The organism is Streptomyces sp. NBC_01498 (assembly GCF_036327775.1).
Taxonomy (GTDB): Bacteria; Actinomycetota; Actinomycetes; order Streptomycetales; family Streptomycetaceae; genus Streptomyces.
Genome location: NZ_CP109598.1, coordinates 6,796,817 through 6,822,024, shown reverse-complemented (window position 1 = coordinate 6,822,024; position 25,208 = coordinate 6,796,817). Strand labels below are relative to the sequence as shown.

Annotated in this window: 21 protein-coding genes; 7 read left to right on the top strand and 14 right to left on the bottom strand. The window is 73.7% G+C overall.

What is annotated here, in order from left to right:
* Positions 1 to 87 precede the first annotated feature (87 nt).
* The 10 genes from OG875_RS29150 to OG875_RS29105 all read right to left on the bottom strand — a co-directional run bounded on the left by OG875_RS29150 (position 88) and on the right by OG875_RS29105 (position 13,925).
* On the bottom strand, positions 88 to 1,920 hold the full coding sequence (locus OG875_RS29150; RefSeq protein ID WP_330177222.1) for an MOSC domain-containing protein: 1,833 nt from the start codon (positions 1,918 to 1,920) through the stop codon (positions 88 to 90).
* Complete coding sequence (locus OG875_RS29145; protein WP_330177221.1) at positions 1,917 to 3,008, bottom strand: C45 family peptidase; 1,092 nt, start codon at positions 3,006 to 3,008, stop codon at positions 1,917 to 1,919. The genes OG875_RS29150 and OG875_RS29145 overlap by 4 nt, the downstream gene beginning before the upstream one ends.
* A gap of 35 nt (positions 3,009 to 3,043) precedes the next feature.
* The gene (locus OG875_RS29140) at positions 3,044 to 4,093 is read right to left on the bottom strand and encodes a P1 family peptidase (protein WP_330177220.1); all 1,050 of its coding nucleotides are present in this window, start codon (positions 4,091 to 4,093) and stop codon (positions 3,044 to 3,046) included.
* A complete protein-coding gene (locus OG875_RS29135; RefSeq protein WP_330177219.1) occupies positions 4,090 to 4,998 on the bottom strand; it encodes an ABC transporter ATP-binding protein in 909 nt (302 codons plus the stop codon). The genes OG875_RS29140 and OG875_RS29135 overlap by 4 nt, the downstream gene beginning before the upstream one ends.
* Complete coding sequence (locus tag OG875_RS29130) at positions 4,995 to 6,014, bottom strand: ABC transporter ATP-binding protein (RefSeq protein ID WP_330177218.1); 1,020 nt, start codon at positions 6,012 to 6,014, stop codon at positions 4,995 to 4,997. Before OG875_RS29130 ends, OG875_RS29135 begins: the two co-directional genes overlap by 4 nt.
* Entirely contained in the window at positions 6,011 to 6,925 is a 915-nt protein-coding gene (locus OG875_RS29125) for an ABC transporter permease (RefSeq protein ID WP_330177217.1), read from the bottom strand. The genes OG875_RS29130 and OG875_RS29125 overlap by 4 nt, the downstream gene beginning before the upstream one ends.
* Positions 6,922 to 7,887: an ABC transporter permease gene (locus OG875_RS29120; RefSeq protein ID WP_330177216.1), complete on the bottom strand. Its 966-nt coding sequence runs from the start codon at positions 7,885 to 7,887 to the stop codon at positions 6,922 to 6,924. The genes OG875_RS29125 and OG875_RS29120 overlap by 4 nt, the downstream gene beginning before the upstream one ends.
* A 5-nt stretch (positions 7,888 to 7,892) precedes the next feature.
* Entirely contained in the window at positions 7,893 to 9,512 is a 1,620-nt protein-coding gene (locus OG875_RS29115; RefSeq protein ID WP_330177215.1) for an ABC transporter substrate-binding protein, read from the bottom strand.
* Positions 9,513 to 9,735: 223 nt separating this feature from the next.
* Complete coding sequence (locus OG875_RS29110) at positions 9,736 to 10,806, bottom strand: LacI family DNA-binding transcriptional regulator (protein WP_330177214.1); 1,071 nt, start codon at positions 10,804 to 10,806, stop codon at positions 9,736 to 9,738.
* Positions 10,807 to 10,811: 5 nt separating this feature from the next.
* Positions 10,812 to 13,925, bottom strand: coding sequence for an aminotransferase class III-fold pyridoxal phosphate-dependent enzyme (locus tag OG875_RS29105; RefSeq protein ID WP_330177213.1), 3,114 nt, complete (start codon positions 13,923 to 13,925; stop codon positions 10,812 to 10,814).
* A 396-nt stretch (positions 13,926 to 14,321) separates the two neighbouring features.
* On the opposite strand from OG875_RS29105, the gene dhaK reads away from it, so the two are divergent.
* The 5 genes from dhaK to OG875_RS29080 all read left to right on the top strand — a co-directional run bounded on the left by dhaK (position 14,322) and on the right by OG875_RS29080 (position 19,315).
* Positions 14,322 to 15,314: a dihydroxyacetone kinase subunit DhaK gene (gene dhaK / locus OG875_RS29100; RefSeq protein WP_330177212.1), complete on the top strand. Its 993-nt coding sequence runs from the start codon at positions 14,322 to 14,324 to the stop codon at positions 15,312 to 15,314.
* Positions 15,315 to 15,489: 175 nt separating this feature from the next.
* Positions 15,490 to 16,089, top strand: coding sequence for a dihydroxyacetone kinase subunit DhaL (gene dhaL, locus OG875_RS29095; protein ID WP_330177938.1), 600 nt, complete (start codon positions 15,490 to 15,492; stop codon positions 16,087 to 16,089).
* A complete protein-coding gene (locus OG875_RS29090) occupies positions 16,086 to 16,499 on the top strand; it encodes a PTS-dependent dihydroxyacetone kinase phosphotransferase subunit DhaM (RefSeq protein ID WP_330177211.1) in 414 nt (137 codons plus the stop codon). Before dhaL ends, OG875_RS29090 begins: the two co-directional genes overlap by 4 nt.
* A gap of 742 nt (positions 16,500 to 17,241) precedes the next feature.
* Complete coding sequence (locus tag OG875_RS29085) at positions 17,242 to 18,777, top strand: FAD-dependent oxidoreductase (RefSeq protein ID WP_330177210.1); 1,536 nt, start codon at positions 17,242 to 17,244, stop codon at positions 18,775 to 18,777.
* An 82-nt stretch (positions 18,778 to 18,859) separates the two neighbouring features.
* The gene (locus OG875_RS29080; protein ID WP_330177209.1) at positions 18,860 to 19,315 is read left to right on the top strand and encodes a tellurite resistance TerB family protein; all 456 of its coding nucleotides are present in this window, start codon (positions 18,860 to 18,862) and stop codon (positions 19,313 to 19,315) included.
* A 339-nt stretch (positions 19,316 to 19,654) separates the two neighbouring features.
* On the opposite strand, the gene OG875_RS29075 is transcribed toward OG875_RS29080, so the two are convergent.
* Both OG875_RS29075 and OG875_RS29070 read right to left on the bottom strand, forming a co-directional pair.
* Entirely contained in the window at positions 19,655 to 20,686 is a 1,032-nt protein-coding gene (locus OG875_RS29075) for a M56 family metallopeptidase (RefSeq protein ID WP_330177208.1), read from the bottom strand.
* Between the two features lie 4 nt (positions 20,687 to 20,690).
* Positions 20,691 to 21,101 (bottom strand): BlaI/MecI/CopY family transcriptional regulator, encoded by a 411-nt coding sequence (locus OG875_RS29070; protein WP_330177207.1) that lies wholly within the window; start codon positions 21,099 to 21,101, stop codon positions 20,691 to 20,693.
* Positions 21,102 to 21,250: 149 nt separating this feature from the next.
* Between OG875_RS29070 and OG875_RS29065 the strand changes: the two genes are divergently transcribed.
* Positions 21,251 to 21,826 (top strand): TerD family protein, encoded by a 576-nt coding sequence (locus OG875_RS29065; protein ID WP_330177206.1) that lies wholly within the window; start codon positions 21,251 to 21,253, stop codon positions 21,824 to 21,826.
* 93 nt (positions 21,827 to 21,919) lie between these two features.
* Here OG875_RS29065 and OG875_RS29060 read toward each other — a convergent pair whose 3' ends face one another.
* Together OG875_RS29060 and OG875_RS29055 are read right to left on the bottom strand one after the other, a co-directional pair.
* Positions 21,920 to 23,233 carry a cation:proton antiporter gene (locus OG875_RS29060; protein ID WP_330177205.1) on the bottom strand — a complete coding sequence of 438 codons (1,314 nt, stop codon included), beginning with the start codon at positions 23,231 to 23,233 and terminating at the stop codon, positions 21,920 to 21,922.
* A 6-nt stretch (positions 23,234 to 23,239) separates the two neighbouring features.
* Positions 23,240 to 23,725: a cation:proton antiporter regulatory subunit gene (locus tag OG875_RS29055; protein ID WP_330177204.1), complete on the bottom strand. Its 486-nt coding sequence runs from the start codon at positions 23,723 to 23,725 to the stop codon at positions 23,240 to 23,242.
* Between the two features lie 388 nt (positions 23,726 to 24,113).
* On the opposite strand from OG875_RS29055, the gene OG875_RS29050 reads away from it, so the two are divergent.
* Positions 24,114 to 25,085 (top strand): siderophore-interacting protein, encoded by a 972-nt coding sequence (locus OG875_RS29050; protein WP_330177203.1) that lies wholly within the window; start codon positions 24,114 to 24,116, stop codon positions 25,083 to 25,085.
* Positions 25,086 to 25,208 lie beyond the last annotated feature (123 nt).

Here is a 25,208-nt window from a genome sequence, read left to right as displayed (position 1 = left end):
GCGACGCGGCCTGCGCCGAGGACGGCGGCCCCGGGCGCGGCAACCGCCGTCGCCGGGGCCGTTCCCGTGCTAGGCACCCGGGGACGCTCAGGCGTCCAGGGTGAGGTCCGCCGTCGGCACCGCGCAGCACAGGAGCGCCTGCCCCGGCCCGACGGGCGCCGCCGGGGTGAGGAGATGCGCCGTCGGGCCCTTCACCGGCTGGCGGCAGGTGCCGCACGCGCCGGCCCGGCAGGCTGCGGGCAGCCTGATCCCGGCGGCCTCGGCGAGGTCGAGCAGCGTGCCGTCCTCGGGCGTCCAGCGCGCGTCGACACCGCTGGTGGCGAACCGTACGGTGAACGGCCCCGGCAGGGGCGGCGGTTGGTCCGTCAGCGGGGCCGCCACCGGGGAGAAGAACGGTTCGTCCGTGATCGACTCCTCGGGCAGTCCCGCGCCGCGCAGGGCGGTGCGGACCGCTCGTACGAAGGCGTCCGGGCCGCAGAGGTACGCCTCGGTCAGCGGGTCCGCCGCCCACCGTCCCCACTCCTCGGCGGTGGGGCGTCCCCGGCGGGCGCCGGGTGGCAACGGCCCCTCGGGCGCGGTGAGACGGAGGAGCGCCTCGGTACGGGGGAGCCGGTCGGCCAGCGCGGTGATCTCCTCCCACAGCGGTGCTTCGCGTACCGTCCGGGCCACGTTGACCACGGTGACGGTCCGCCCCGGCGCCGTCGCCGCGACGAAACGCAGCAGCGGCGGTACGGGGGTGACCCCGATCCCGGCGACCGCCAGCAGCAGCGGGCGGTCCGGGTCCGGCGAGACCAGCGGGTCACCGTACGGGCCGGAGATCAACAGCCTTTCGCCGGGCGGCAGTTCGTGCAGCCGCGAGGAGACCCGGCCGCCGTCCAGGCGTTTCACACTGACGCTGAGTTCGCCCGGTGCCGCGCCGGTGATCGTGTAGCAGCGCCACAGCGGCCCGTCCGTGTCCGCCGTGTGCACCCGGAGGTGCTGGCCGGGCGCGGGGGTCAGGTCCGCCGGGTCGCGCAGCCGCAGCGTGGCGACGGTCGGGCTGCGCGGCTTACGCCCGGTCAGGGTGGCGTAGCGCGGCCGGTCCGGTCCGGACGCGGACAGGTCGGCGGGGTCGACCCGGATGCCGGTGTCGGTGAGCGGGTCGCCGACGGCGACCGGGCCGCCCGCGGCGACGCGCGCGTACACCCCGCAGTACAGATGGCCGAAGCGGGAGGCGAGCAGCACCGGCACGTTGAGGTCACGGGCGGCGGTGTCCGGGTCGACCGTGGTCGCCCGGCACCGTTCGGTGGCCTGGACGATCTCCAGTTCCGCCCCGCCGATCCGCAACCGCCGCCCTACCAGGTCCAGTTCCCGCCAGGCGCCGAGCCCGGCGAGGTACAGGTTGGCCCGGAAGCGGCGGGGGTCGAGCGGTACGCCGGCCGCCTCGGCCATCGCGTCGAGTGTGTCCAGGTTGACGAGCGAGACGGCGGCCCGGGGCCAGTCCCAGAGCGGCACCCCGGTCGACTCGACCGTCACCGGACCGAGGGGACCGGCCGGGAACCAGTCGCGCAGGGTCCGGCTCGCCCGAGCCACGTCGGCGGGGCGGGGCAGGCCCGCGTCCAGCCGTACGACGACCACCTCGCCCTCCGGTGAGCCGAGGCGCAGTTCGCCGGCGTCCTCGTCGAGAGTGACCCGGTGGCGGGCGAGCGCGGCGTTCTTGACGAGCCGCAGGAACGCCTCGCTCGGGACCCATTCGGCGGCCGTCGCGGCGGGGACGGAGCCGTTGCGCAGGGCCAGGATGCGGTCCAGGGGCAGTCCGGCGCCGGGAGTGAGCGTCACCCGGTCGAGCGGCTGGCCGGTCATGCCCTTGACCGGGTAGCGCGCGATCCGGGCGACCCGGGCGGGCGGGATGCCCGGAGCCGGGGCGGGGACCGGACTCACAGATCGTTCCAGCTGTCGTCGGTTGCGGTGCAGGGCTCGCCCGCGTGGTAGCGCAGCCGCCGCCCGCCGAGGTCGATCATGAGCGTCAGCAGGGTCCGCCACTGGTGCTGGAACTCCAGGCCGGGCTTGGGGTGGCAGCACAGCGGCGCGCCGTCCTCCTCGTGCACCCGCATCAGTTCCAGCCAGCGCGCCGGGTCGGCGGAGACGATCAGCTCGCGGCGGTCGCTCAGCCGCTTGTACCGGGGGTGGGTGCTGGCGGCGGCGGCCGCTTCCTCGCCGAGGGCGAGTTCGGGGTCGAGGAAGTGGTTGGTGTGCAGGAGTACACCGTCGGCGTCGGGCCGTACCACCGCCGTTCCCCGGGGGCTGAGTTCGATGCTCGCCGCCTCGCCGTGCCGTCCGTCGTAGGTGACGACGGTGAGCACGGTCGACGCGGAGACCCGCGCGGAGCGGGCGAGGTCGACGGCCTCGGCGACGGTGGCGGCCTCGTCCAGGACCCGGCGCGCGACGGCGTGCACCGGGACGCCGATCGACTCGCCGTCGTCCTGGTGGCTGAGGATGTTGAAGTGGACGCCGAGACCCGCGTCGTTGACGCCGATCTTGCCCAGCACGCCCGCCTCGGTGAAGGCCCGGACGGTACGGCCGGCGCCCCCGGCGCGGGGGGCCGGGACCCGATAGGCGCTCAGGGTCCTGGCAGCGGCCATCTCGTCGTGCCAGTCCCAGGTCTGGATGGTGTGCGGGGCGCCGGGGCCGCCGACGTACACGGCGGTGGAGCACTCCCCCTCGGCGGTGGCTCCGACGGTGGCCAGGATCTCGGTACGGGCGTTGACCATGGCGACCTCCCAGTCCCGCACACCCGCTCCGGCGGCGGTGGCCACCAGTTCGGCGGCCAGGTGCGGGGCCCACCGCTCGATCTCGGCCAGCGCCCTCTCCCCGTACGGGCGCAGGTCCTGCGGGCGGACCCGGACGGCGTCGAAGAGTCGTCGGTAGGCGGCGATGTTGTCCCGTATCCGTGCGGCGTGCGCGCTGCCGAGGGCGCGACCGCGCCGGGCCGGGTCGGTCTCGTCGCTGCGGGAGAGGGGGAGGGTCATGGTGGACCTGTCTGTGGGGAGGCTGCCGGCCGGGGTCAACGGACGCCGCCGCGAACGCTGTTGAGGATCGCGTCCCACATCACCTCGGCGGCGACGGAGCCGAGGGCGACGGAGGTCAGGGAGTCCTCGCCGGTGCGTGCCGGGTTCCTGGGCAGGTCGATCTCGTCGGTGGTGAGGGTGAAGAGGGTGTCGCCGTCGAGGTTGGTGTGGAAGGGCTGGATGCCCCGGTGCATGGAGCCGTGCACCTGGCGGCCGAAGTAGTCCAGTTCCCGGTCGCCGAGGCGGACGTTGGTGATCAGGACGGAGATGGTGGTGTTGCCGGGCACGGTGGTGGGGGTGCCTGCGGCGAAGGCGTCGGCGTAGTCGAGCTGGGGAAGCCGCCGGGTGCCGGTGGCCGCGTCGTAGTTGCCGCGTACGACCGTGCCGTCCCGGTCCACGATCACGCCGACCGCGTTGACGACGGTGGCCGCGAGGATCTTGACGTCGCCGATCTGCCGGAACGCGGCGCCCTGGCCCGCGAATTCGCAGCGCGCAGCCTCGACCTTGCCGACGGACGCGGACGCCCCGGCGCCGCGTCGGCCCACGGGGAAGCGGCCGGGCCGGGCGGCGAGCAGCGCGGCACGTCCGAGCGCGGCGTCCGGGAAGACGGCGTTGTCGCGGGCGGCGAAGTCGTAGATGATCGCGCCGGCCACGCACTGGAGGTGCTCCCAGCCGGCGTTGTTCTCCTTGCGGCGCAGCAGTTCGGTGGCGACGCCGGGGGCGGCGCCGAGCCCGTAGAGGGAGCCGCCGGCCAGGCAGATGGCGTGCGCGTAGTTGTCGCCCCCGTAGGTGAGACCGATGGCGCCGCCGCGTGCGTCGATCGACATCCGCGCGCCGGCCGGGACATGGACGACGGTGGCGCCGGTGGGGCCCTCGGCGTACTCGGCGGTGCCGACCTCGACGCCGGGGAAGTCGAACTCCACGATCCGGTCGCCGGGGTCGGTGACGGGCCGCAGGGCGTGGTCGTCGTTGCTCCGGGAGGGGCCGAAGGTCGGGACCGGGACCAGCGCGTGGTGGTCGTCCGTGGGGCGGGCGGGGCGGGTCACAGTGTCTCCAGGAGTTGTCGTGAGTAGGGGTGTTCGGGGGTGGCCCAGAAGCGCGCGGTGTCGGCGAGTTCGACGATCGAGCCCTCGCGCATCACGGCGATGCGGTGGGCGAGGTAGCGGACGGCCGCGAGGTCGTGGGAGATGAACAGGGCGCCGAAGCCGTGCTGGGCCTGGAGGTCGTGGATGAGGTTGAGGGTCTGGGCCTGGACGGAGACGTCGAGGGCGCTGACCGCTTCGTCGAAGACGATGAAGCGGGGCCGGGTGATCAGGGAGCGGGCGATGGCGACGCGCTGGCGCTGGCCGCCGGAGAGTTCGTGCGGGAGCCGGTCGCCGTAGCTCGGGGGCAGGCCGACCTGGTCGAGGAGGCGGGCGGCCTCGGCGTGGTGGGCGCGCAGGCGTCCGCCCCCGGTCGCGGTGAGGGGTTCGGCGACGCAGTCGAGCACGGACATACGGGGGTTGAGCGACCAGTGCGGATTCTGGAGCACCGCCTGGATACGGCCGGCCCGGGAGCGCCGGCCGCCGTGGGGCGAGCCGAGGAACCGTACGGCGCCTGAGGTGGGCCGCCGGAGTCCGAGCGCGACGGAGCCGGTGGTGGACTTGCCGGAGCCGGACTCCCCCACCAGGCCGAGGGTCTCCCCGGCGCCGATGGTGAAGGTGACCCGGTTCACGGCGGTGAGGGAGGAGCGGCGCCGGCCGGCGCCGGAGGCGAAGACGACGGACACGTCGTCGAGTTCGAGGACGGGGTCGCGGGGCGGACGGGGTGACGGGTCCGAGCGGGGTAGGCCATGGGGCGCGGGCTCGTCGCGGGGCGCGGGCGGGGTGGGCGGCCCAGCGGCGGGCTCGTCGCGGGGCGCGGGCTCGTCACGGGGCGCGGGCCGCGCGCCGTACAGCCGTTCCTCGTTCATCGGGGGGTCTCCAGGTGCCGGGTCTCCGTCGGTCGGGTCTCCGTCGGCGGAGGCGCGGGCGGCCGGGGCACCGGGTGGTGGCAGAGCACCACGCGCCCCGGTTCCGCCACGGGAGCCGGCCGTTCGGTGTGGCAGAGGTCCGTGGCCGCGCCGCAGCGCGGGGCGAACGCGCAGCCGGGCGTGGAGCCGAGCAGCGCGGGCGGGACGCCCCCGATGGCGCGGAGCCGGGTGCCCGCCGCCGCGCGGGCCGGGTCGGCGGCGGCCAGCGCGGCGGTGTACGGGTGGCGGGGCGCGGCCAGCACGTCGGCCGCCGGGCCGTCCTCCACCACGCGCCCGCCGTACATGACGGCGATCCGCCCGCACCACCGGGCGACGCCGCCCAGGTCGTGGCTGAGCCACAGGACGGTGGTGCCGTTGGCCTCGGCCAGGGAGAACAGCAGCCGCAGGACGTCCTGGCGTACCTGCGCGTCCAGCGCCGCGGTGGGTTCGTCGGCGATGAGGAGGTCCGGGTCGCGGGCCATCGCCATGGCGATGGTGACGCGCTGCGCCATGCCGCCGGACATCTCGTGCGGGTACAGCCGCAGGACCCGTTCGGGTTCGTGGATCCGGACCTGGCCGAGCCGGTCCAGGAGTCCGGCCTTGTCGGTGGCGGCGCCGGTGCCGCGCAGTGCCAGGGCGAGTTGGCGTCCGATCCGCAGGGTCGGGTCGAGGGCGCCGACCGGATCCTGCGGGATGAAGCCGAGCCGTTCCCGGCGCAGTCGGGCCACCCCATCGGCGGGGAGGTCCAGCACGGACTCCCCGTCGATCAGGACCCGGCCGCGCGGGTGGCGGGTGGCGGCGGGCAGCAGCCGGCCCAGGAGCAGTCCGAGCGTGGTCTTGCCGGAGCCGCTCTCGCCCACGATGCCGACGTGTTCGCCGCGTTCGACGGAGAGGTGGGCGCCGTCCAGGGCCCGTACGGTGCGCCGGGCGGTGTGGTATTCGGCCACGATGTCCTCGACGTGGATCAGCGGGGTCATCTCAGGGCTCTCGCTTCTCTGGGTTCCCACCGGTCGCGCAGGCTGTCGCCGATGAGGTTGATCGAGACGATGGCGGCCACGAGTACGACGCCCGGCACGACGATCAGCCAGGGCGCGTTGACCATGTAGAGGCTGCCTTCCTGGATCAGCAGTCCGAGGGAGGCGTCGGGGAGCTGGACGCCGTAGCCGAGGAAGCCCAGCCCGCCCTCGACCAGGATGCCGACCGACAGGGCGTACGTGCCCTGGACGGCGATGGTCCCGGAGACGTTCGGCAGGATGTGCCGGCGCATGATCGTCACGGCGGGTACGCCGCTGATCCGGGCGGCGGTGACGAAGTCCCGGCGGGCGACGGTGCGGGCGGCAGTGGCGATCATGCGGGTCATCAGGGGCACGGTGACGAGCACGATGCTGGTGAGGGCGGCGGGCCGGCCGGGGTTCAGGACGGCGGAGACCAGGACGGCCAGCACGATGGTCGGGAAGGAGTAGAGGACGTCGCCGAGGCGGGTGATCGCCTCGGCCGTCCGGCCGCCCCGGTAGCCCGCGACGATGCCCGCCGCGGTGCTGATCAGTGCGGCGAGCAGCACGGCCGCCGAGGACAGCAGCAGGGTGGTGCCGATGCCCTGGAGGAGTCTCGGCAGCAGTGAGCGGCCGAGGTTGTCGGTGCCGAGGAGTCCGCCGTCGCCGGGCGGGGACAGCCGCCGGCCGACCGTCGCCCCGGGGTCGCCGCCGAGTCCGGTGAGATGGCTGAGCAGGGTGGCCAGGACGAGGACCACGAGGGTCCAGGCCGCGATCCGGAACAGGATGTCGTGGCCGCCCGGGGTGCGGGCGGCGCGCAGCCGGGCGGACCGGCTCCCGCGCGGGGGTTCGGGTGCCGCCCCGGGCACGGGTGGGCGGAGGATGTCGCCTGTCATGACCGGGCCTTTCCGGCGAGTGCGCTGATCCGGGGATCGACGAGCCCGCAGACGAGGTCGATCAGCAGATTGGTGGTGATGAACACGGCCGCCGCGAGCAGCACGCCCGTCTGGACGACCGCGTAGTCGCGCCGGTCGAGCCCGTCGACCAGGAACGAGCCGAGGCCGGGGGCGTTGAACAGGCGCTCCACGATGACCGCTCCGCCGAGCAGGTACGCGCTGAGGGTGGCGGTCAGGGTGAGGACCGGGATGGACGCGTTGCGCAGGACGTGGTGGCGGACGATGAAGGCGGCGGACTCGCCGCGCGCCACCGCCGCCGCGATGTGCGGCTCCACCAGGACTCCGAGCACGGCGTCCCGGGTGGTGCGGGCGACCGCGGCGACGCAGAACACGGCGAGCACGCAGGCGGGCAGGAGCAGGGAGAGCGCCGACCGGAGGGGCCCCTGGGACCAGGGGACGTACTCCCCGACGGTGAGCCCGAGGCTGTAGCGGGTGAACACGAACACCACGAGGCTGCCCAGGACGAATTCCGGGACGCTCAGCCCGAGGCTGCCGAGGAGCCGGCCGGTGCGGCCCGCGCCCTTGCCGCGTGTCCCGGTCCACACCCCGAGCGGGACGCCGACGAGCACGGTGAAAGCGAGGGCGAGACCGGTCAGGGTGAGGGTGACGGGCAGCCGGGCGGCGAACTCGGCGCTGACCGGGGTCCGGCTGGCCATGGAGATACCGAAGTCGCCCTGGACGGCGTTGAGCAGCCAGTGCCCGTACTGCTCGGGCAGCGACCCGCCGAGGCCGAACCGGCGCGCCGCCTCCGCCTTGTCGGCCTGGGTGGCGAGCGGGCCGAGGACCAGGTCGGAGTACCGGCCGGGCATCGCGCGGACGGCCGCGAAGATGAGGACGGAGACACCGGTCATGGTGAGCGCGGCGGCCGTGAGACGTCCGAGGACCCAACGGAGGTAGACCATGGCGACTACTTCGCCGCCGGGAGGGTGAAGTCGGTGATGTTGCGCAGGATGTTGCCGAAGCCCTCGTTGGCGTGGAGGGTCGGGCTGACCCGGTCGGTGCGCAGGCCGACGGCTCCGGGCCGGGTGACGAGGGGCAGCATCTCGGCGTTGGTGTCGACGCGTTCGCACACCTGGCGCAGAGTCTTCTCGCGCGCGTCGCCGGCGGGCTGGGCGGACGCGGAGTCGATCAGCTTGTCGAGTTCCTTGTCGTCGCCGATGAAGCCGGCCGAGAAGCCGGCGACGACGGGGTTCCACCAGCGGGAGACCATGGCGGCGTCCACGTAGCCGGCGAACCAGCCGATGGCCATGTCGAAGTCGGCCTTCGGGGCGAAGATCCGTTCGCCGTAGGTGGAGTCGTCCAGTTTCTCGATGGTGACGGTGACACCGACGGCCGCGTACTGCTGCTGGATCACCTGGGCGATCTGGCCGAGGGCCGGTTCGGAGGTGTAGACGGCGAGACGGAGTGTCAGGTTCTCGGCGCCGGCGGCCTTGAGCGCGGCCTTCGCCTCGCCGGCGGCGCGGGCGGCGGGCAGGTCGGCGGGGTCGCAGGCGCCGGGCAGCACGACGGGGGTGACCCCGGTCGGTCTGGCCTGTCCGCCGAGGGCGACGTCGGCCATCTGCTGCCGGTCCAGGGCGCTGTTCAGCGCGAAACGGATCTTCTGATCCGCCAGCGGGGATTTCGGATTCCGCGAGTTCTGGATGAGGTAGTAGAAGTCGCTGTTGTTCTGGTTGACGACCTTCGCGTTACGGGTGCCGCTCAACTGGTCGATGGAATCGACATTGTTGAAGAAGGCGAATCCGGATGTGCCATTGCGTACGGCGGCGAGTCGCGCCGCCTCCTGGGGCACGATGTCGACCTTGAGTTCCTCGACGTGGACCCGGTCGGCGTCCCGGTATTCCGGGTTCTTCACAAAGGTCCAGCCCCGGTCCTGCCGGTGTTCCTTCACGGTGTACGGGCCGGAGCCGAGCATCTCCTTCGTGAGGTCCAGCGAGCCGTCCTCGATCTCCTTCATGGGCAGGACGGCGGCGGGGGTGTTGGCGAGCGCCGCGAGGAACGGCGTGTAGGGCTTGGCGAGTTCGACGGTGACCTCGCCGGGCGCGGAGGCGCTCACCGTCTTCACCGGGCCGAGCTGTCCCACGTACGGGCCCTTGGAGTCCAGCAGCCGGCGCAGGCTGCCCGCGGCGTCGTCGGCGGTGACGGCGCGCCCGTTGGAGAATGCGGCGCCCTCGCGGAGGGTGAAGACGTACGTGGTGGGGGTGGGCTGCCGCCACGACGCGGCCAGCAGGGGCTTGATCTCGAAGCCCGGTCCTATGGTGACGAGCGGTTCGTAGACGAGCGAGCCGAGCATCCAGGAGCGGGCGCTGGAGGCCGTCTGCGGATTCAGTCCGTCGGCCTCGACGGAGTCGTAGTCGAGCTGGACGGTGAGTGCGCCGCGCCCGGTGAGGCCCTCGTCGGCGACGGTGAGAAAGCCGGGCTTCTCCTGCTTGCCGGCCGGGTCCTGCTCGCCCTGGGATGCGGGGGACGAGCAGGAGACCAGGGCGGCTGACAGAACGGCAGAACACGCGATGATCGCACTTCTTCGCACGTGATCCCCTCCTTGTACGAGTCCTTGTCCGAGCCGTGTCCGAGACAAGTGCCGGATCGTTCCGGCGTGAGGGGGAAGTTACGTGGCCGGAAATTCGCTTGTCAATGGATCGCGGGGAAATACTCCGAGGCGTTATTCGATGTCCCGAGGGCCCTGAAAACAGGCGCGGGTCTTTCCGGGCGACGAAATTACGTCGTCCGGAAAGACCCGGGGGAAAGCGGGGTCAGAGGCCGGTCGAAGCGCGGCGGTTGAGACTGATCGGCAGGGACCGGACCGTACCTCGCGGCGAACGGCCGGCCAGAATTTCGCAGAGCAGGCGCGCGCATTCCGCACCCATGTCCCGGGGCCGCAGATCGATCGCCGTGATCGGAGGGTCCGAGAGCCGCATACGGGTGCTGTCGACGCACGACGCGAGGAGCAGGTCCTTGCCGACGGTGCGGCCTGCCGCCCGGATCTCGGGGAGCACGGTCACGGCGGCGCCGTCGGCGGCGCACACGACGGCGTCGGTCTCCGGCGCCTCGGCGAGCATCCGGGCCACCTCGGTGCGCAGCACCTCTGGGGACGAGCCGAACGGGGCCTTGTGGACGGTGCCCGGCAGACCGCCGCGCGCACACCAGGCGCGGTAGGTGTCGAGGACCGTCGTGGCCCACTCGGCGGTGCTGTCCGAGGCGAGTAAGGCGGGCCGGGTGGCGCCCGCGTCCCGCAGATGGTCGAGCAGTTCGAGGGTGGTCGTCTCGTGGTCCGACCAGACGACGCCGGTGGACTCCTTGTCGCCGACGTACCGTTCGGCGGTGACGACCGGCAGCCCCGAGTTCATCAGGGCCTCGACGACCGGGTCCCCGGCCATCGGGTCGCACAGCACCAGACCGTCGACCTGGGGCAGCGCACCCCGGTGCGGCAGATGGCCGGACGAGATCATCGTGACGTTGAGGCTGGCCCGGGTCGCCTGCTCGATCACCCCGAACACGAACGACATGTAGTACTCGGCGCTCGTCAGGAACTCCGGGATGTGCAGCGCGATGGTCTCGGTGACCGACGTACGCAGGGAACGGGCGTTGCGGTTGGGCGAGTAGCCGAGCCGCCGGGCCGCCTCCTCCACCGCCTCGCGGGTCGCGCCGGAGACCCGGCCGTGGCCGCGCAGGGCGTCGGAGGCGGTCGTCTTGGAGACCGCGGCCTCGCGGGCCACGTCGGCGATGGTGGGCGGCGGGGCGTCGTCGGCGCGGGGCCGGGAGGGGCCCGCGGTCCCGTCGCCCGGGTCGGGGTCCCGGGGGGCGCTCGGTGTCGTACGGGGCATCCGGTTCACCATCCGTGGGTCAGGGTGTCGTCGAGCGCGTCCGCGAAACGGTCCGCGCTCTCGCGGGTCAGACAGAGCGGCGGCTTGATCTTCAGGACGCACAGCCGGTCGGAGGTGGGCTGGACGACGACGCCCAGTTCGCGCAGCCGCTCGCAGATCGCCGCCGTCTCCTCGGCGGCCGGCTCCAGGGTCGTCCGGTCCCGGACGAATTCCACCCCCAGGTAGAGCCCCGTGCCGTGCACCGCGCCGATCAGCGGGTGCCGGCCGGCCAGTTCCTCCAGCCGCTCCCGCAGATGACCGCCCACGGTCCGGGCGTTCTCCTGGAGCCCTTCGTCGCGCAGCGCGTCGAGCACGGTGAGCCCGACGACCGAGCTGACGGGGCTGCCGCCGGCCGAGGAGAAGAAGTAGCCCTGGGTGCGGTACGCGTCGGCGATCTCCTTGCGGGTGATCACCGCGCCCAGCGGGTGGCCGTTGCCCATCGCCTTGGCGACGGTGACGACGTCCGGCACGACGCCCTGCTGTTCGAAGCCCCAGAAGTGCGAGCCGAGCCGCCCGTAGCCGACCTGCACCTCGTCGGCGACGCACAGCCCGCCCGCCGCGCGGGTCGCCTCGTACACCTGGCGGAGATAGCCGTCGGGCAGCGCCATGCCTCCGGCGTTGCCGTAGTACGGCTCGCAGATGAACGCGGCGGGCGGGCGGCCCGAGCGGGCCAGCTCCGTGATCGCCTCCGCCGCGAGCGGGCCGTATCGGGCGGCGTCCGGGCCCCGGTGGAGTCCCCGGTAGGAGTTCGGCGCGGGCAGCACGTGCACCCAGTCGGGGCGGGAGGTGAGGGCGCCGGGATTGTCGGCGACCGAGGTCGAGACGGCGTCGGAGGCGTACGTCCAGCCGTGGTACGCCTCCCCCACCGCGACGACGTCCTGCCGCCCGGCGGCGGCCCAGGTCAGGCGCAGCGCCAGGTCGACCGCCTCGGAGCCGCTGTTCACCAGGAACACGGTGTCCAGGCCGTCGGGCAGCAGCCCGGCCAGCCGTTCCGAGAGGGCGACCACCGACTCGTAGTGGAAACGGGAGTTGGTGTTGAGGCGCCGCCACTGCCGGTGGACCGCCTCGCCGAGCCCCGGGTGGCCGTGGCCGAGGATGGTCACGTTGTTGAGCATGTCCAGGTAGCAGCGGCCCTCGGTGTCGACGAGGTGCTCCCGCCAGCCGCGCTCGATACGGGGCGGCGCCTCGAAGTAGTGCTCCTGTACGGCGGCGAAGGAACGGTCGCGGCGTTCGAGGAGAGCGGGGGCGGTGCTGCGGCTGTCGGGCCGGGCGCCGCCGCTCTCGGTGGCGGGCGCGGTGTCCGCGCGGGCGGGCTCGGCGTCCGGGTCCGGGTCCGCGTCCGGGTCCGGGTCCGCGTCCGGGTCCGTGGGTGCCGGTGCCGGTGCCGGTGCGAACAGCGCGGCGGGGTCGGGGCAGACCGCGAGCCAGCCGTCCGCCAGACCCGGGGGGACCGCCCGGGGCGTCGGCCGGTCGGTCAGCCGGGAGAGCTGGAGACGCGCGGCGGTGCCGTCAGGCCGGGGTACGACGGTGCCGAGCGGCGTCCCGGCGGGAACGGCCCGGCCCTCGTCCTCGGCCGGCTCGACGCCTTCAACGCCTTCGACGCCTTCAACGCCTTCAACGCCTTCAACGCCTTCAACGCCTTCAACGATCAGGCTCCAGCCGCCGTCGGTGCGCAGCGTCACCCCGTTCGGCGCGTGCCTCAGGAGCACCCCGTCCCACGGGGCCCGCAGCGCCGTGGGCGCCGCGACCCACAGATCGACACCGAGGGCGAGTGTCGGCGCGTCCGGTTCGCCCGGCCGGGAGCGGGTCAGCCGGTACTCGCCGTGCCGGGTCCGTACGCCCGTACGATCCCCCTCCAACTCCCGTGCGGCCAGGGCCGATTCGGCACCGGCCTCCAGCCAGCGCCCGGCGTCCAGTGCGTCACCGGTCACCGACAGGTCCAGGGTCTCGACCGTCTCCGCGACGGCGGCCGGGTCCGTGTCCGGGTGTGGCAGGAGCGGGTGCACGCCTGTCGGGGGGCCTGACGGCGCGGGGTGGCCGAGGGCCGCCCGCAGTTGGGCCCCCATGACCTCGGCCGGAACCGACGCGGCTGCCTCGAACATCGCCCACTCGCGCTCCAGCGCGGTCTCCGCGTAGACGTTGCCGGGGTCCTGGAGCACGTCGTACCGCCCGCTCACGACCAGCACCGCGGTCCGCAGGACGACGAGCGGCCACAGCGCGTCGGTCTCCGCTCCGTCCAGCGGGCGGGCCCGGTGGAAGGCGCGCACGGCGGGCAGGACCGACGCCGGGCCGGCGCCGTGGTGGTGGAGGACCGACGCGCAGGTGACGGCGAGTTCGGCGACCGTCCAGCCGTCCCCGAGGTCGCCGAAGTCGATCACGCCGACGGGCACGGGCCGCCCGTCCGGGCCCCGTTCGCACACCACGTTGTTGTCGGTGAGGTCGCCGTGGATCACCTGGACCGGCAACAGGTCCTCAAGGGGGCGCAGCCGTTCCCGGGCGGCGCGGGCCTCGCTCAGCACCCGGTCGGCGCGTGCGCGGTCGGTCATGAAGGGGGCCAGGGCCTCCACGACGTCCGCCGCGTTGCGCAGGTCCCACAGCCGGGGCCGTCCGGCGTCCGGCACGGTGAGCGCGGCCAGCGAGGACGCCGTGGACCCGGCGAGTTCGCCGAGCCGGGCGACGACGCCCGGCGCGAGGTAGCGGCTGTCCATGATCGGCTCGCCCGGTACGTAGTCGAAGAGGCGGCAGTGCAGCGTCACCCCGTCGACGGTCATCCGCTGGACGTAGCCGCCGTCTGCGCCCGGCCGCGCGCGGGGCAGCCGGAGGCCGGGGTGGGCGTCGGCGAGGCGGGCGCAGGCGGTGACCTGGGCCAGCAGCGTGGCGGGGTCGGTGACCGGGTTGGCGATCTTCAGGACGTGGTCGCCGCCGGACTCCGTACGCACCCGGTAGTTCCGGTCCTGCTGGCTGCCGAGATCCCGGACGGTTCCGCGTACGCCGAACAGTTCCCCCAACGCGTCCGCCACCGCGGCGTCGTCGAGGGGAACCATGGACGGCACCTGCCAGTCCGCGGCCGAGTACCCCATTCTGCTCCCCTCCGAGCGTCTGACCCGGCTCCGCGCGCTGCGTGCCGGATCGTTCCGGCGCAATGTAACCAGGCGCGATGCGCCTGTCAACGGCCCGGCCGCGGGGGCATGCCGCAGGGGACGGCAGGGCGATGGATCCGGGAGGGAAGGCGGTCCGATCCGCCCCGGTCCGGCCGGCGCGCTCCGCCCGCGCGCCTCACCCGAACGGACGTATGCCCCCGGCGGCGTCGGGCCCGTGCCCCCGAAGCCGTGTCCGATGCCGGTGTTATTGGAATACTGGACCCGAGTGGCCTACCGAAGCCCCGTGTCCTCAGCCACGTCTCACAGAGCCTGCCCCGCCCCGGCGGAGTCAGGATCCGGTCAGTGACAGAGCCGCCAGCCCACTGGGGAGAATCCATGAAGATGCTCATCAACGTCCCGGAGACCGTGGTCGCCGACGGCCTCCGGGGGATGGCCGCCGCGCACCCCGAGCTCTCCGTCGACGTGGACAACCGTGTCGTCGTACGCCGGGACGCGCCCGTCGAGGGAAAGGTCGGGCTCGTCTCCGGCGGCGGCTCCGGGCACGAGCCGCTGCACGGCGGGTTCGTGGGGCCGGGAATGCTCTCCGCCGCCTGTCCCGGTGAGGTCTTCACCAGTCCCGTACCGGATCAGATGGTGCGGGCCGCCAGCGCGGTCGACAGCGGTGCCGGGGTCCTGTTCATCGTCAAGAACTACACGGGGGACGTCCTCAACTTCGACATGGCCGCCGAGCTGGCCGAGGACGAGGGCATCCGGGTCGGCAAGGTACTGGTCAACGACGACGTCGCCGTGACGGACAGCCTGTTCACGGCGGGCCGCCGGGGCACGGGCGCCACGCTGTTCGTCGAGAAGATCGCCGGCGCCGCCGCCGAGGAGGGCGCGGCGCTGGACCGGGTCGAGGCGATCGGCCGGCAGGTGAACGACAGCGCGCGGAGTTTCGGTGTCGCGCTGAGCGCGGTGACCACCCCGGCCAAGGGCAGCCCGACCTTCGATCTCCCGGACGGCGAGCTGGAGTTGGGCATCGGCATCCACGGTGAGCCGGGGCGCGAGCGGCGCGCGATGATGACCTCGCGCGAGATCGCGGACTTCGCCGTGGACGCCGTGCTGGAGGACCTCCGCCCGTCGGGCCCGGTGATCGCGCTCGTCAACGGCATGGGTGCGACACCGCTGTTGGAGCTGTACGGCTTCAACGCCGAGGTGCAGCGCGTCCTCGCCGAGCGCGGCGTGGCGGTGGCCCGCACGCTCGTCGGCAACTACGTGACCTCGCTCGACATGGCCGGATGTTCGGTGACACTCTGTCAGGTCGACGAGGACCTGCTGCGGTTGTGGGACGCGCCGGTCCAGACGCCCGCGCTACGCTGGGGCCGCTGACCCCCGGCTCCCGGGGCGCGCGTGGGCCGGTCCCCGTGGGCCCGCCCCGCGCGCCCGGCCCGCAGGAACGGCACTCTCCTGCCCGAAGCACGCCCGCCCGACAGCTCTTCCGTCCGAAGCACTTCTGTCCGAAGCTCTTCGAGGAGGCCCCGTGTCCGACCAGGATCCCGCGCCGGTGCTCGACGTCGACTTCTTCCGCCGCTGGCTCACGACGGCCGCCGCCTCCGTGGAAGAGGCGGCCGACCGGCTCACCGAGCTGGACTCGGCGATCGGCGACGCCGACCACGGCAGCAATCTCCAGCGCGGTTTCCGCGCCGTGTCCGCGGCGCTGGACAAGGAGCCGCCGACCACGCCCGGCGCCGTACTGACCCTCGCGGGGCGGCAGTTGATCTCCACGGTGGGCGGCGCCTCCGGCCCGCTGTACGGGACGCTGCTGCGCCGTACGGGCAAGGCCCTCGGCGACACCGCCGAGGTCACGCCCGCCCAGCTGACCGAGGCGCTGGGCGCCGGGGTCGCGGCCGTCGCGCAGCTCGGCGGCGCGAAGGCCGGGGACAAGACGATGATCGACGCGCTGGAGCCCGCGGTGGCGGCGCTCGGCACCTCGTTCGCGGCGGCGGCGACCGCCGCCGACGAGGGCGCGGAGGCGACCGTGCCGCTCCAGGCCCGCAAGGGCCGGGCCAGTTATCTCGGTGAACGCAGCATCGGGCATCAGGACCCGGGCGCCACCTCCGCCGCGCTGCTGATCGCGGCCCTCGCCACGGCGGCGGGCCGATGAGTACGGCGAAGCCCTCCGTGGGCGTGGTCCTCGTCTCGCACAGCCGGGCGGTCGCCGAGGCGGTCGCCGACCTGGCGACCGGGCTCGCGGGCGGCGGCCCGACCGCTCCGGTGGCCGCCGCCGGGGGCACCCCCGACGGCGGACTCGGCACGAGCGCCGAGCTGATAGCGGGCGCCGCCGCCCGCGTGGACCAGGGCGCGGGCGTCGCCGTCCTGGTGGATCTCGGCAGCGCCGTACTGACGGTCAAGTCGATGCTGGCGGAGGGCGACGAACTGCCCCCGGACGCACGGCTGGTGGACGCCCCGTTCGTCGAGGGCGCGGTCGCGGCCGTCGTCACGGCGTCGGCGGGCGGGGACCTGGACGCGGTGGAGGCGGCGGCCGTGGAGGCGTACAGCTACCGCAAGGTCTGACGGGGATTCCGACGGGGCGGGGGCCGTTGGGGCGCAACGGGCCGCAGTCGGTTCAACTCGTCCTGCGGAGTGCGGCGTTGGCCGGTGCGCTGCTGACCCGGTCGGCGACGCGGCGCGGCTGTCCGGCGAGTTGGACCCTGATGAGCGTCGGCCGTTCGGAAGAGGCCCGGCGCGGCCGGTCCGCTGTGCGCACGTCGGCCGCTCCGGCATGATCTATCGAGAACGGCCTTGCCCGCCGCCAAGGTTCGCCGGGCCCCGGTCCGCTCGCCGCGCGCGCAGAACGGTCCGCGGATCACGCAGGGTCGAAGCACTGCGGCCGGAATTCCCCGCGCAGGCGGGAATGGTCCCTTCGAGAAAGGTCTGATCACCTTCCGCGCCGGCAACTCCCCGCGTCTGCGGGGGTGATCCCACGGTCGCGGCCTTCGTCGCCTTGAGCGCGACCCGTTCCCCGCGTCGCGCGGGGATGGTCCCGCGGGGGACCTCACCGGGAACACCGGCCCGTGCTCGCCGAGCCGGCTGAGACCACGGAGGGACGCAGGCCGACCGGCTGCGGCACATCCCGAAACCGGCGGCGTACCGGCCGGTCCCGAAGTCGCGTCCCGCACATGAGTACGGGTCCCCGAACGGTCGCCCGTCAACACGCGGACGCCCACTCACCTTACGAGTACGACTCCACACACTCCGTCAGTTCCGACATACTGGACTCTCGTATCAACCACCGTACGAAACGGGAGACATGGGCATGGACGACGAAGCGGATCGGTCGGCGCGCCACGCGGTGGTGATCGGTGGGAGCATCGCCGGCCTCCTCGCGGCGCACGTACTCGCCTCGCACGCCGACCGGGTGACGATCGTGGAACGCGACCGGCTCCCCGACGGGGCACGGCCCCGCTCCGGTGTGCCGCAGGGCGGCCACATCCACGCGCTGCTGGCCGGGGGCCAGTCGGCGCTGGAGGCGCTGCTTCCCGGCATCGTCGGTGAACTGCGGGAGCACGGAGCGCCCTGGGTGGGGATGCCGAGCGACCTGGTGCAGTGGCAGGCGGGCACCTGGTATCGCCGCACGCCCGCCACCGCCCATATCCTCACCGGCACGCGGCCGTTGGTCGAATGGCTCGTACGGCGCCGGGTCCTGGCGGACCCGCGTGTCCGGGTCGTGGAGGGCACGGAGGTCGTGGGACTGCTCGGGGACGCGGTCCGGACGACCGGCGTCCTGCTCCGGGAGCGCGGCGCCGGGGCGCGGAACAGGGCGGCGCCGGATGCGACGGGCGGAACGGACGCGACTGAGAGGACCGACGCGGACGGCATCGCGGACGCGGCCGAGGCAGGAGCGGGCGGGCCGCGCGGCGGGGTCGTGACCCGCGCGCTGACCGCCGACCTGGTCGTGGACGCCTCCGGGCGCGCGTCCCGGGCGGCCGACTGGCTGACGGCGGTCGGCGCCGAACCCCCGAGGGAGGAGCGGCTCGACAGCGGGCTCGCCTACGCCACCCGTCTCTACGTCCCCGGCGCGGACGGCGACATCACCGACACCATCGGCTACAACATCGTCCCCAACCCGGCACAGGTGTACGGGGCGGTGGCGCTGCCGATCGAGGACGGCCGCTATCTCGTCACGCTCTCCGGGACGCGGGGCTGCGAACCCCCGTCGAACGACAAGGAGTTCGAGGAATTCACGGCGCGTCTGCCGCACCCGCTGCTGCGCGAGTGGCTGACCCGGGCCGAACCGGTCTCGCCCGTACGGGCGTTCCGCGGCACCGCGAACGTCCGCCGGCGGTACGACCGTCCGGGCCGCCGCCCGGCCGGTTTCCTCTCCACGGGCGACGCCCTGTGCACCTTCAACCCCGTCTACGGGCAGGGCATGACCGTGGCCGCGCTGGGCGCCGTCGCGCTGCGCGACGCGCTGACGGACCGGCGGCGTACGCCCACGACGCTCCGCGTGCAGCGGGCGATCATGGGCGCCGCGCGGCAGGCGTGGGGCATCTCGTCCGGGGCGGACAGGAACATGCCGGGCGCGCTCGGCGAGGCGGCACGGGTCCGTACGGTGGACCGGCCCACGACCTGGTATCTGGCCCGGGTGGAGAGGCGGGCGGGCGCCGACCCGGTCGTCGGTACGGCGTTCCGGGCCGCGCTTCATCTGTCGGCGCCGCTGAAGGTGCTGTTCGCACCGCGCGTCGCGCGCGCCGTGCTGTTCGCTCCGGCGCCCCGCACACCCGCCGCACCGCCGATGTGGCGAGAGTCCGCCAGTTCGGCCACGGGGAGCGGACTCGTCGCGGGGACCTGATAACTTCTACATCACTGTAGAAGAAGCCACTGTCCGTGCCGGCTCCTCCCGGTGCGGGCGGTCCGAGACATGCGGAGCATTCATGGCCCTGTGGGATCGCATCAAGGAATCCGCCCAGACGATGCAGACCCAGCTGGAGGCGAAGAAACACGACTTGAAGAGCGGTGCGTTCCGTGACGCCGGCATGGCCATGTGCGCCCTGGTCGCGGCTGCGGACGGCTCCGTCGACCCGGCCGAGCGTCAGCGGGTCACTCAGCTGATCATGAGCAACGACGTGCTGCGGAACTTCCCGCCGGCGGATCTCCAGAAGCGCTTCGACGACTATCTGAACCAGCTGCTGGCCGACCCGGCGCTGGGCAGGGTCAATGTGCTCCAGGAGGTCGCCAAGGCGAAGAAGAAGCCGGAGGAGGCACGGGCGGTCGTCCAGATCGGCATCATCATCGGCGGCGCGGACGGCAACTTCGACGCGCAGGAGCGGGCCGTGGTCCGTGAGGCGTGCCTCGCGCTCGGTCTCCAGCCGCAGGAGTTCGACGTCTAGGTCCGGGTCCGGCACGTGGGGTCGGCCGCCCGTGGGGCAGGGCAGGGGCCCGTCCCGGAACGGCTGATGTCCTCGCGCCGGTGAGTGCGCTCGCACGACGGAGATCGGCGTGGCGGACGGCCCGGCCGTATGTGGCCGACTCCGACGACACGGGGGGACTTCCCGTGCCCCTCGGGTCGTCGCGGGGAGAGCGTGCGTGCCGGGCGTCGCGCACCCGTCGCTACGTGGCAGACACAGCCCCGGCGGCGTCCGAGGGGCCCGGTCCGGCGGACCGTCCGGATCGGGTCCGGAGCCGGGGCGGGCCGGGGTTTGGCCGGGTAGGCGCACACCCGCCGGGGCTCACAACGGCCCGGCCTTGAGGACGAGGAAGAGCGTGACCGTCGCGTTCGCCGAGGAGAGTGCGGAGCCCAGTGTCCCGGCCGCCGCCGCCCATGCCGCCAGGCCCACGGCGGTGAAGACCGACGGCCAGCTCACGGGTGACGGCGCGGGCTCCAGGAGTGCGGCCACCCGGCGGGGTACGGGGCCGGGCGCGGCGAAGCCCGCCAGCGTGGGGGTGGGGGTGCCCCGTGAGACGAGGGCCGCCTTGCCGATGGCCCGCGCCACGACCCGGCGCTCGCCGGTCACACGCGCCGCCTCCTCGTCGGCCCAGCGCTCCGTTGTGTACGCGACGGCCGAACGCAGCGGCCTCAGCAGCGGGTTGGCGCGCGCGGCGAAGCGGACCGTGAGCAGATAACGGTGGTGGTGCCCGGCCAGATGCGCCCGCTCATGGGCGAGGAGCGCCGCGCGCTCGCCGTCGTCCAGGCACGCCAGCATGGCGGTCGAGACGACGACCCGGCCGCCGGGGATCCCGGTCCGCCGGCTCCGGCGGCGGAGACCCGGCCGGGACAGGACGGACGACCACCGCACGCGGCGGGCACGCGCGCGGGCGGTCGGCGGCCGGTCCCGTACGCCCGGCAGCGCGTACGCGTAGGCGGCCTCGTCCGTCAGCACGGCGAGTTCGCCGTCCGGCACTCCGGCGAGCGCGTGCTCCGCCCGGCGTCGGACCCGGCGGTGTCTGCGGGCGGCGGTGGACCACGACACGGCAACGGCGAGCAGCGCGACGACGGCGGCCTTGCCCGCGGCCTCCTCGTACGGCGCGGTGGTACGGGTCTCCCGTTCGGCCCACTCGTCGGGCAGCGGGTGGCCGGGCAGCTGCACCGTGCCGACGACCACCAGCAGTCCCAGGCAGACCGTGCTGCACAGCGCCAGGACGGCGGCCAGCGCCGACAACAGCCGGGTGGCGACGCGCGGATGGAGGTGCCGCTCGGCGAGGCGCGCGACGGGCAGCGCCGTCAGGGGCAGCAGCAGCGGCAGCAGGACGAACACTCCCATCCGCTCAGCCCTCCGCCCCGTCCTCGGGCAGACCGAGGAGATCGCGCAGCAGTTGTTCGTCGTCCGGCGAGAGGGTCGTGACGAACCGGGCGAGGACGGCCTCGCGGTCCGACTCCGCGTCCAGCACCCGGCGCATCCGCAGGGCGGCCAGCCCCGCCTCGTCGGAGGTGGCGCACCAGGCGAAGGAGCGGCCCGCCCGCTCCCGGGTGACCGCCCGTTTGCCGTGGAGCCGGGTCAGGATGGTCATGACCGTGGTGTAAGCCAGGTCCCCGTCGAGCCGGTCGAGCACCCAGCCCGCGTTGACCGGTCCCGGCGCCTGGCGCAGCGCGGCGAGCACCTGGGCCTCCAGTTCGCCCTGGCCGCGCCGGCGCGGGCGCTCGTCCGGTCCCCCGGTCCCTCCCGGCTGTTGCCTCACACCGTCTCCCTCCACTTCCGACGTGCGGTCCGGGTCCATCCGGCGCAGTCCCGGCGTGGCTCCGGCCCGGCGGCTCAGCCGCCGCACGGACACTTCCCCAGTGTCGAAGATTTTCGTCACGGTCACCAACTCGACCCAGGAGGACCAGCGTGGGAGTTTCCCTGTCCAAAGGCGGCAATGTCTCGCTCAGCAAGGAGGCGCCGGGGCTGACAGCCGTCCTGGTCGGTCTCGGGTGGGACGTCCGCACGACGACCGGTACCGACTACGACCTGGACGCCAGTGCCCTGCTGGTGAACGAGGCCGGGAAGGTCCGCACGGATCAGGACTTCATCTTCTACAACAACCTGCGGAGTCCTGACGGTTCGGTGGAGCACACCGGCGACAATCTGACCGGTGAGGGTGAGGGGGACGACGAGGTCGTCAAGGTGAATCTGGCCGGCGTGCCCGCCGAGGTCGCCAGGATCGTCTTCCCGGTGTCCATCCATGACGCCGAGAGCCGGGGTCACAGCTTCGGTCAGGTCCGCAACGCCTTCATCCGGGTGGTGAACCAGGACGGTGGCGCCGAACTGGCACGGTACGACCTGAGCGAGGACGCGGCGACCGAGACGGCGATGGTCTTCGGTGAGCTGTACCGCAACGGCGCGGAGTGGAAGTTCCGTGCCGTCGGCCAGGGTTACGCGAGTGGCCTGTCCGGCATCGCCGCCGATTTCGGCGTCGGGGTCTGACCCGGAGGGCCGTACCGCAGCGGCCCGTACCGGAGGGGCGTGGCGTCGCGCGTGACGGGCGACTCCACGCCCCTCCGGTGCGGGGGCCGGGAGTCAGCCGTGCGAAGGGGCCGGGTCGCCCGGCCCGGGGGCGACGGTGGGCGAGTCCGTGCCGGGCGTGTCCGCCGACGGCTCCCCCACGAGCGGGCCCTCGATGGCCGGTCCCCCCGCCACCGGTCCCTCGGTGGCCGGTTTCCCGGTGGGCGGGGGTGTCTGCCGCCCGCCGGTCAGGCGCCGGGCCAGCGGCTCGGTCCAACGGGCGGCCAGCGGCCCGAGGATGACCAGGATCAGCACGTACGCGGTGGCCAGCGGACCGATCCGGGGTTCCACACCGACGGCGAGGCCCGCGATGACGATGGAGAACTCCCCGCGTGCGACGAGGGTTCCGCCCGTACGCCAGCGGCCCGCCGTCTTCACCCCCGCCCGGCGTGCCGCGTACCACCCGGTGGCGATCTTCGTGAGCGCGCTGACGACGGCCAGGATCAGCGCGGGCACGAGCACCGGCGGGATGGCGGCCGGGTCGGTGTTCAGCCCGAAGAACACGAAGAAGACGGCGGCGAACAGGTCACGCAGCGGCGCCAGCAGGTTGTGGGCGCCCTCCGCGACCTCACCGGAGAGCGCGATGCCGACGAGGAACGCGCCGACGGCGGCGGAGACCTGGAGTTCCTGGGCGACGCCCGCGACCAGGACGGTGAGACCGAGGACGACCAGCAGCAGCATCTCGGGGTTGTCGGAGGACACCGCGCGGCTGATGAGCCGGCCGTGGCGCAGCGCCACGTACAGCACGGCTCCCACGCTGCCGAGCGAGATGAGCAGCGTCAGGCTGCCGCCCGCGAGGCTCAGTCCGGCGAGCAGCGCGGTGAGCAGCGGCAGATAGACCGCCATGGCGAGGTCCTCGATGACCAGGACACCGAGGATGACGGGGGTTTCCCGGTTGCCGAGCCTGCCGAGGTCGCCGAGCACCTTGGCGATGACGCCGGAGGACGAGATCCAGGTGACGCCGGCGAGCGCGACGGCGGCGACGGGCCCCCAGCCGAGCAGGAGCGCGGCGACCGCGCCGGGCAGCGCGTTGAGGACGAAGTCGACGATGCCGGAGGGGTACTGGGTCTTGAGGTTGGTGACGAGATCGGAGGCGCTGTACTCCAGGCCGAGGAGCAGCAGGAGCAGGATGACGCCTATCTCGGCGCCCGTGGCGATGAACTCCTCACTGGCGGCCATGGGGAGGAGGCCGCCGTGGCCGAAGGCGAGTCCCGCCAGCAGATAGAGCGGGATGGGGGAGAATCCCACCCGCCCGGCGAGCCGGCCGAGCAGGCCCAGGCCGAGGATGACGGCCCCGAGTTCGATGAGCAGCGCGGTCGTGTCGTGCACGGGCCTCTATCCTCCGGTGATCAGTTCTGCGACGGCGTCCACGCCTTCCCTGGTGCCGACGACGACGAGCGTGTCTCCCAGTGCGAAGCGGAAGTCCGGGGTGGGTGAGGGGACGGCGTCGGTACGGCGCAGGACGGCGACGATGGACGCGCCGGTCCGTGCGCGGGCCTGGGTGGAGCCGAGCGTGCGCCCCGCGAAGGGGGAGCGGGTGGTGATCGGGATGTGCTCAGTGACGAGGTCGATCTCCAGGTGCTGGTGCAGATGTCCGACCGGGTCGGGCATCAGGAGTTTGGAGAGTGCCGTGGCCTCGGAGGGGACGAGGGTGGTGGCGTCCTTGCAGGCGTCGTCGTCCTCGGGGTCGTGGAAGGCGACGACGCGGCGGCCGTCCTGGCGCACGACGACCGAGATGTGACGGCCCGAGTCGGTGTTGAGGTCGTAGCGGGTGCCGACGCCGGGCAGGGCGGTCTTGCTGACGTGAGCGGGGTGCTCCATGGGAAGTCGCTCCAGGCGATGCATGCGGACATGCGTGGACGGTTGTGTGGGCCGCGGCCCCTGGTCGTGTCGTCGCGGATCGGGCTCAGGTTGCGCGGGGCCGGTGCGCGCGCCCTCCGCGCGGTCGTACGCACCTGCCTTCGCTCACCTGTCCGGTCTGATCCGAAAGACACGCCCCAGCCAGGGGAATTGTCACCCATGTGGCGGCGTGCGGCACGGGTCGGGGTCCGAGATGTCAGGCACCAGGTTCGGAACGGGGAAATCGGCGTCCGTATTCCGGAGATCGTGGGGCGCGGCTCCCGGCGGGGGGATGTCTCGCCGGGCGAGGGCACGCGCCGTGTCGGTCGCGTGTCGGGGGCGCGTCGGTGGCGGCGGGGAGCCTGGCGGTATGACACGTCACCACGACACGCCCGCCGGGCGTCCCGCCACCCCGTCCCTGCCGGTGCGGACCGTCGAGGTCCGGGCCGTACGGCGGCTCACGCCCCGCATGGTCCGCGTCACCTTCGGCGATCCCGCGTCCGCCGCTCTCGTCGGCGACGCGCCGGACCAGCAGGTGAAGCTCTACTTCCCCCGGCCGGGGCAGCGCGTTCCCCGGCTCCCCGAGACCGGCACCGACGGGGACGTGATGCGCTGGTACGGGGCGTTCCAGGAGATCCCGGAGGAGGAGCGGCCCTGGACGCGCAGCTACACGGTCCGGGGGCACGATCCGGCGCGGGGCACCGTCGATGTCGACTTCCTCCTGCACGACGGGGCGGCGGCGGGCCGGGGAGACGGTTCGGGCGGAGGGTCCGGCGACGGCGCCGGTGAGCGCTCCGGTGTGCGCTCCGGTGAAGGGCCCGCGACCCGGTGGGCGCGGTCGGCGCGGGTCGGTGACGTGCTCGGGATGTTCGGCCCGTCCGCGTACTTCGCGGAGCCCGTACCGCTCGGGACCACCGACTGGACGCTGCTGGCCGGTGACGCGTCGGCGCTGCCCGCGATCGGCACGATCGTCGAGGCGCTGCCCGCCGGGGCGCGCGCGCTGGTGTACGTGGAGGTGTGGGACGCGGCCGAGGAGCAGCGCCTGGCGTCGGCGGGTGAGGTGACGGTGCGCTGGCTGCACCGGTCCCCGGCCGCGGGGGAGGTTCCGTCCCTGGTGGAGGCCGTGCGCGGGGCGCAGTTCCCGGCGGGGTCGGTGTTCGCCTGGCTGGGCGGTGAGGCGGGCGCGGTACGGGCGCTGCGCCGGCATCTGCTCGGCGAACGCGGCGTCGACAGGCGTTCGGTCCACTTCACCGGCTACTGGCGCCGGGGCCTGACGCACGACGACGCGCCGACGGAGACGGATCTCGCGGAGGCGCGGCAGCGGCTGGCCGACCGCGCCTGACGCACGCGCGGGCCGGCGGAGACCGGGGGACCGGCGGAGACCGGCGGGGACCGGCGGAGACCGGGGGACCGGCACGGACCGGCACGGACCGGCACGGACCGGCACGGACCGGCACGGACCGGC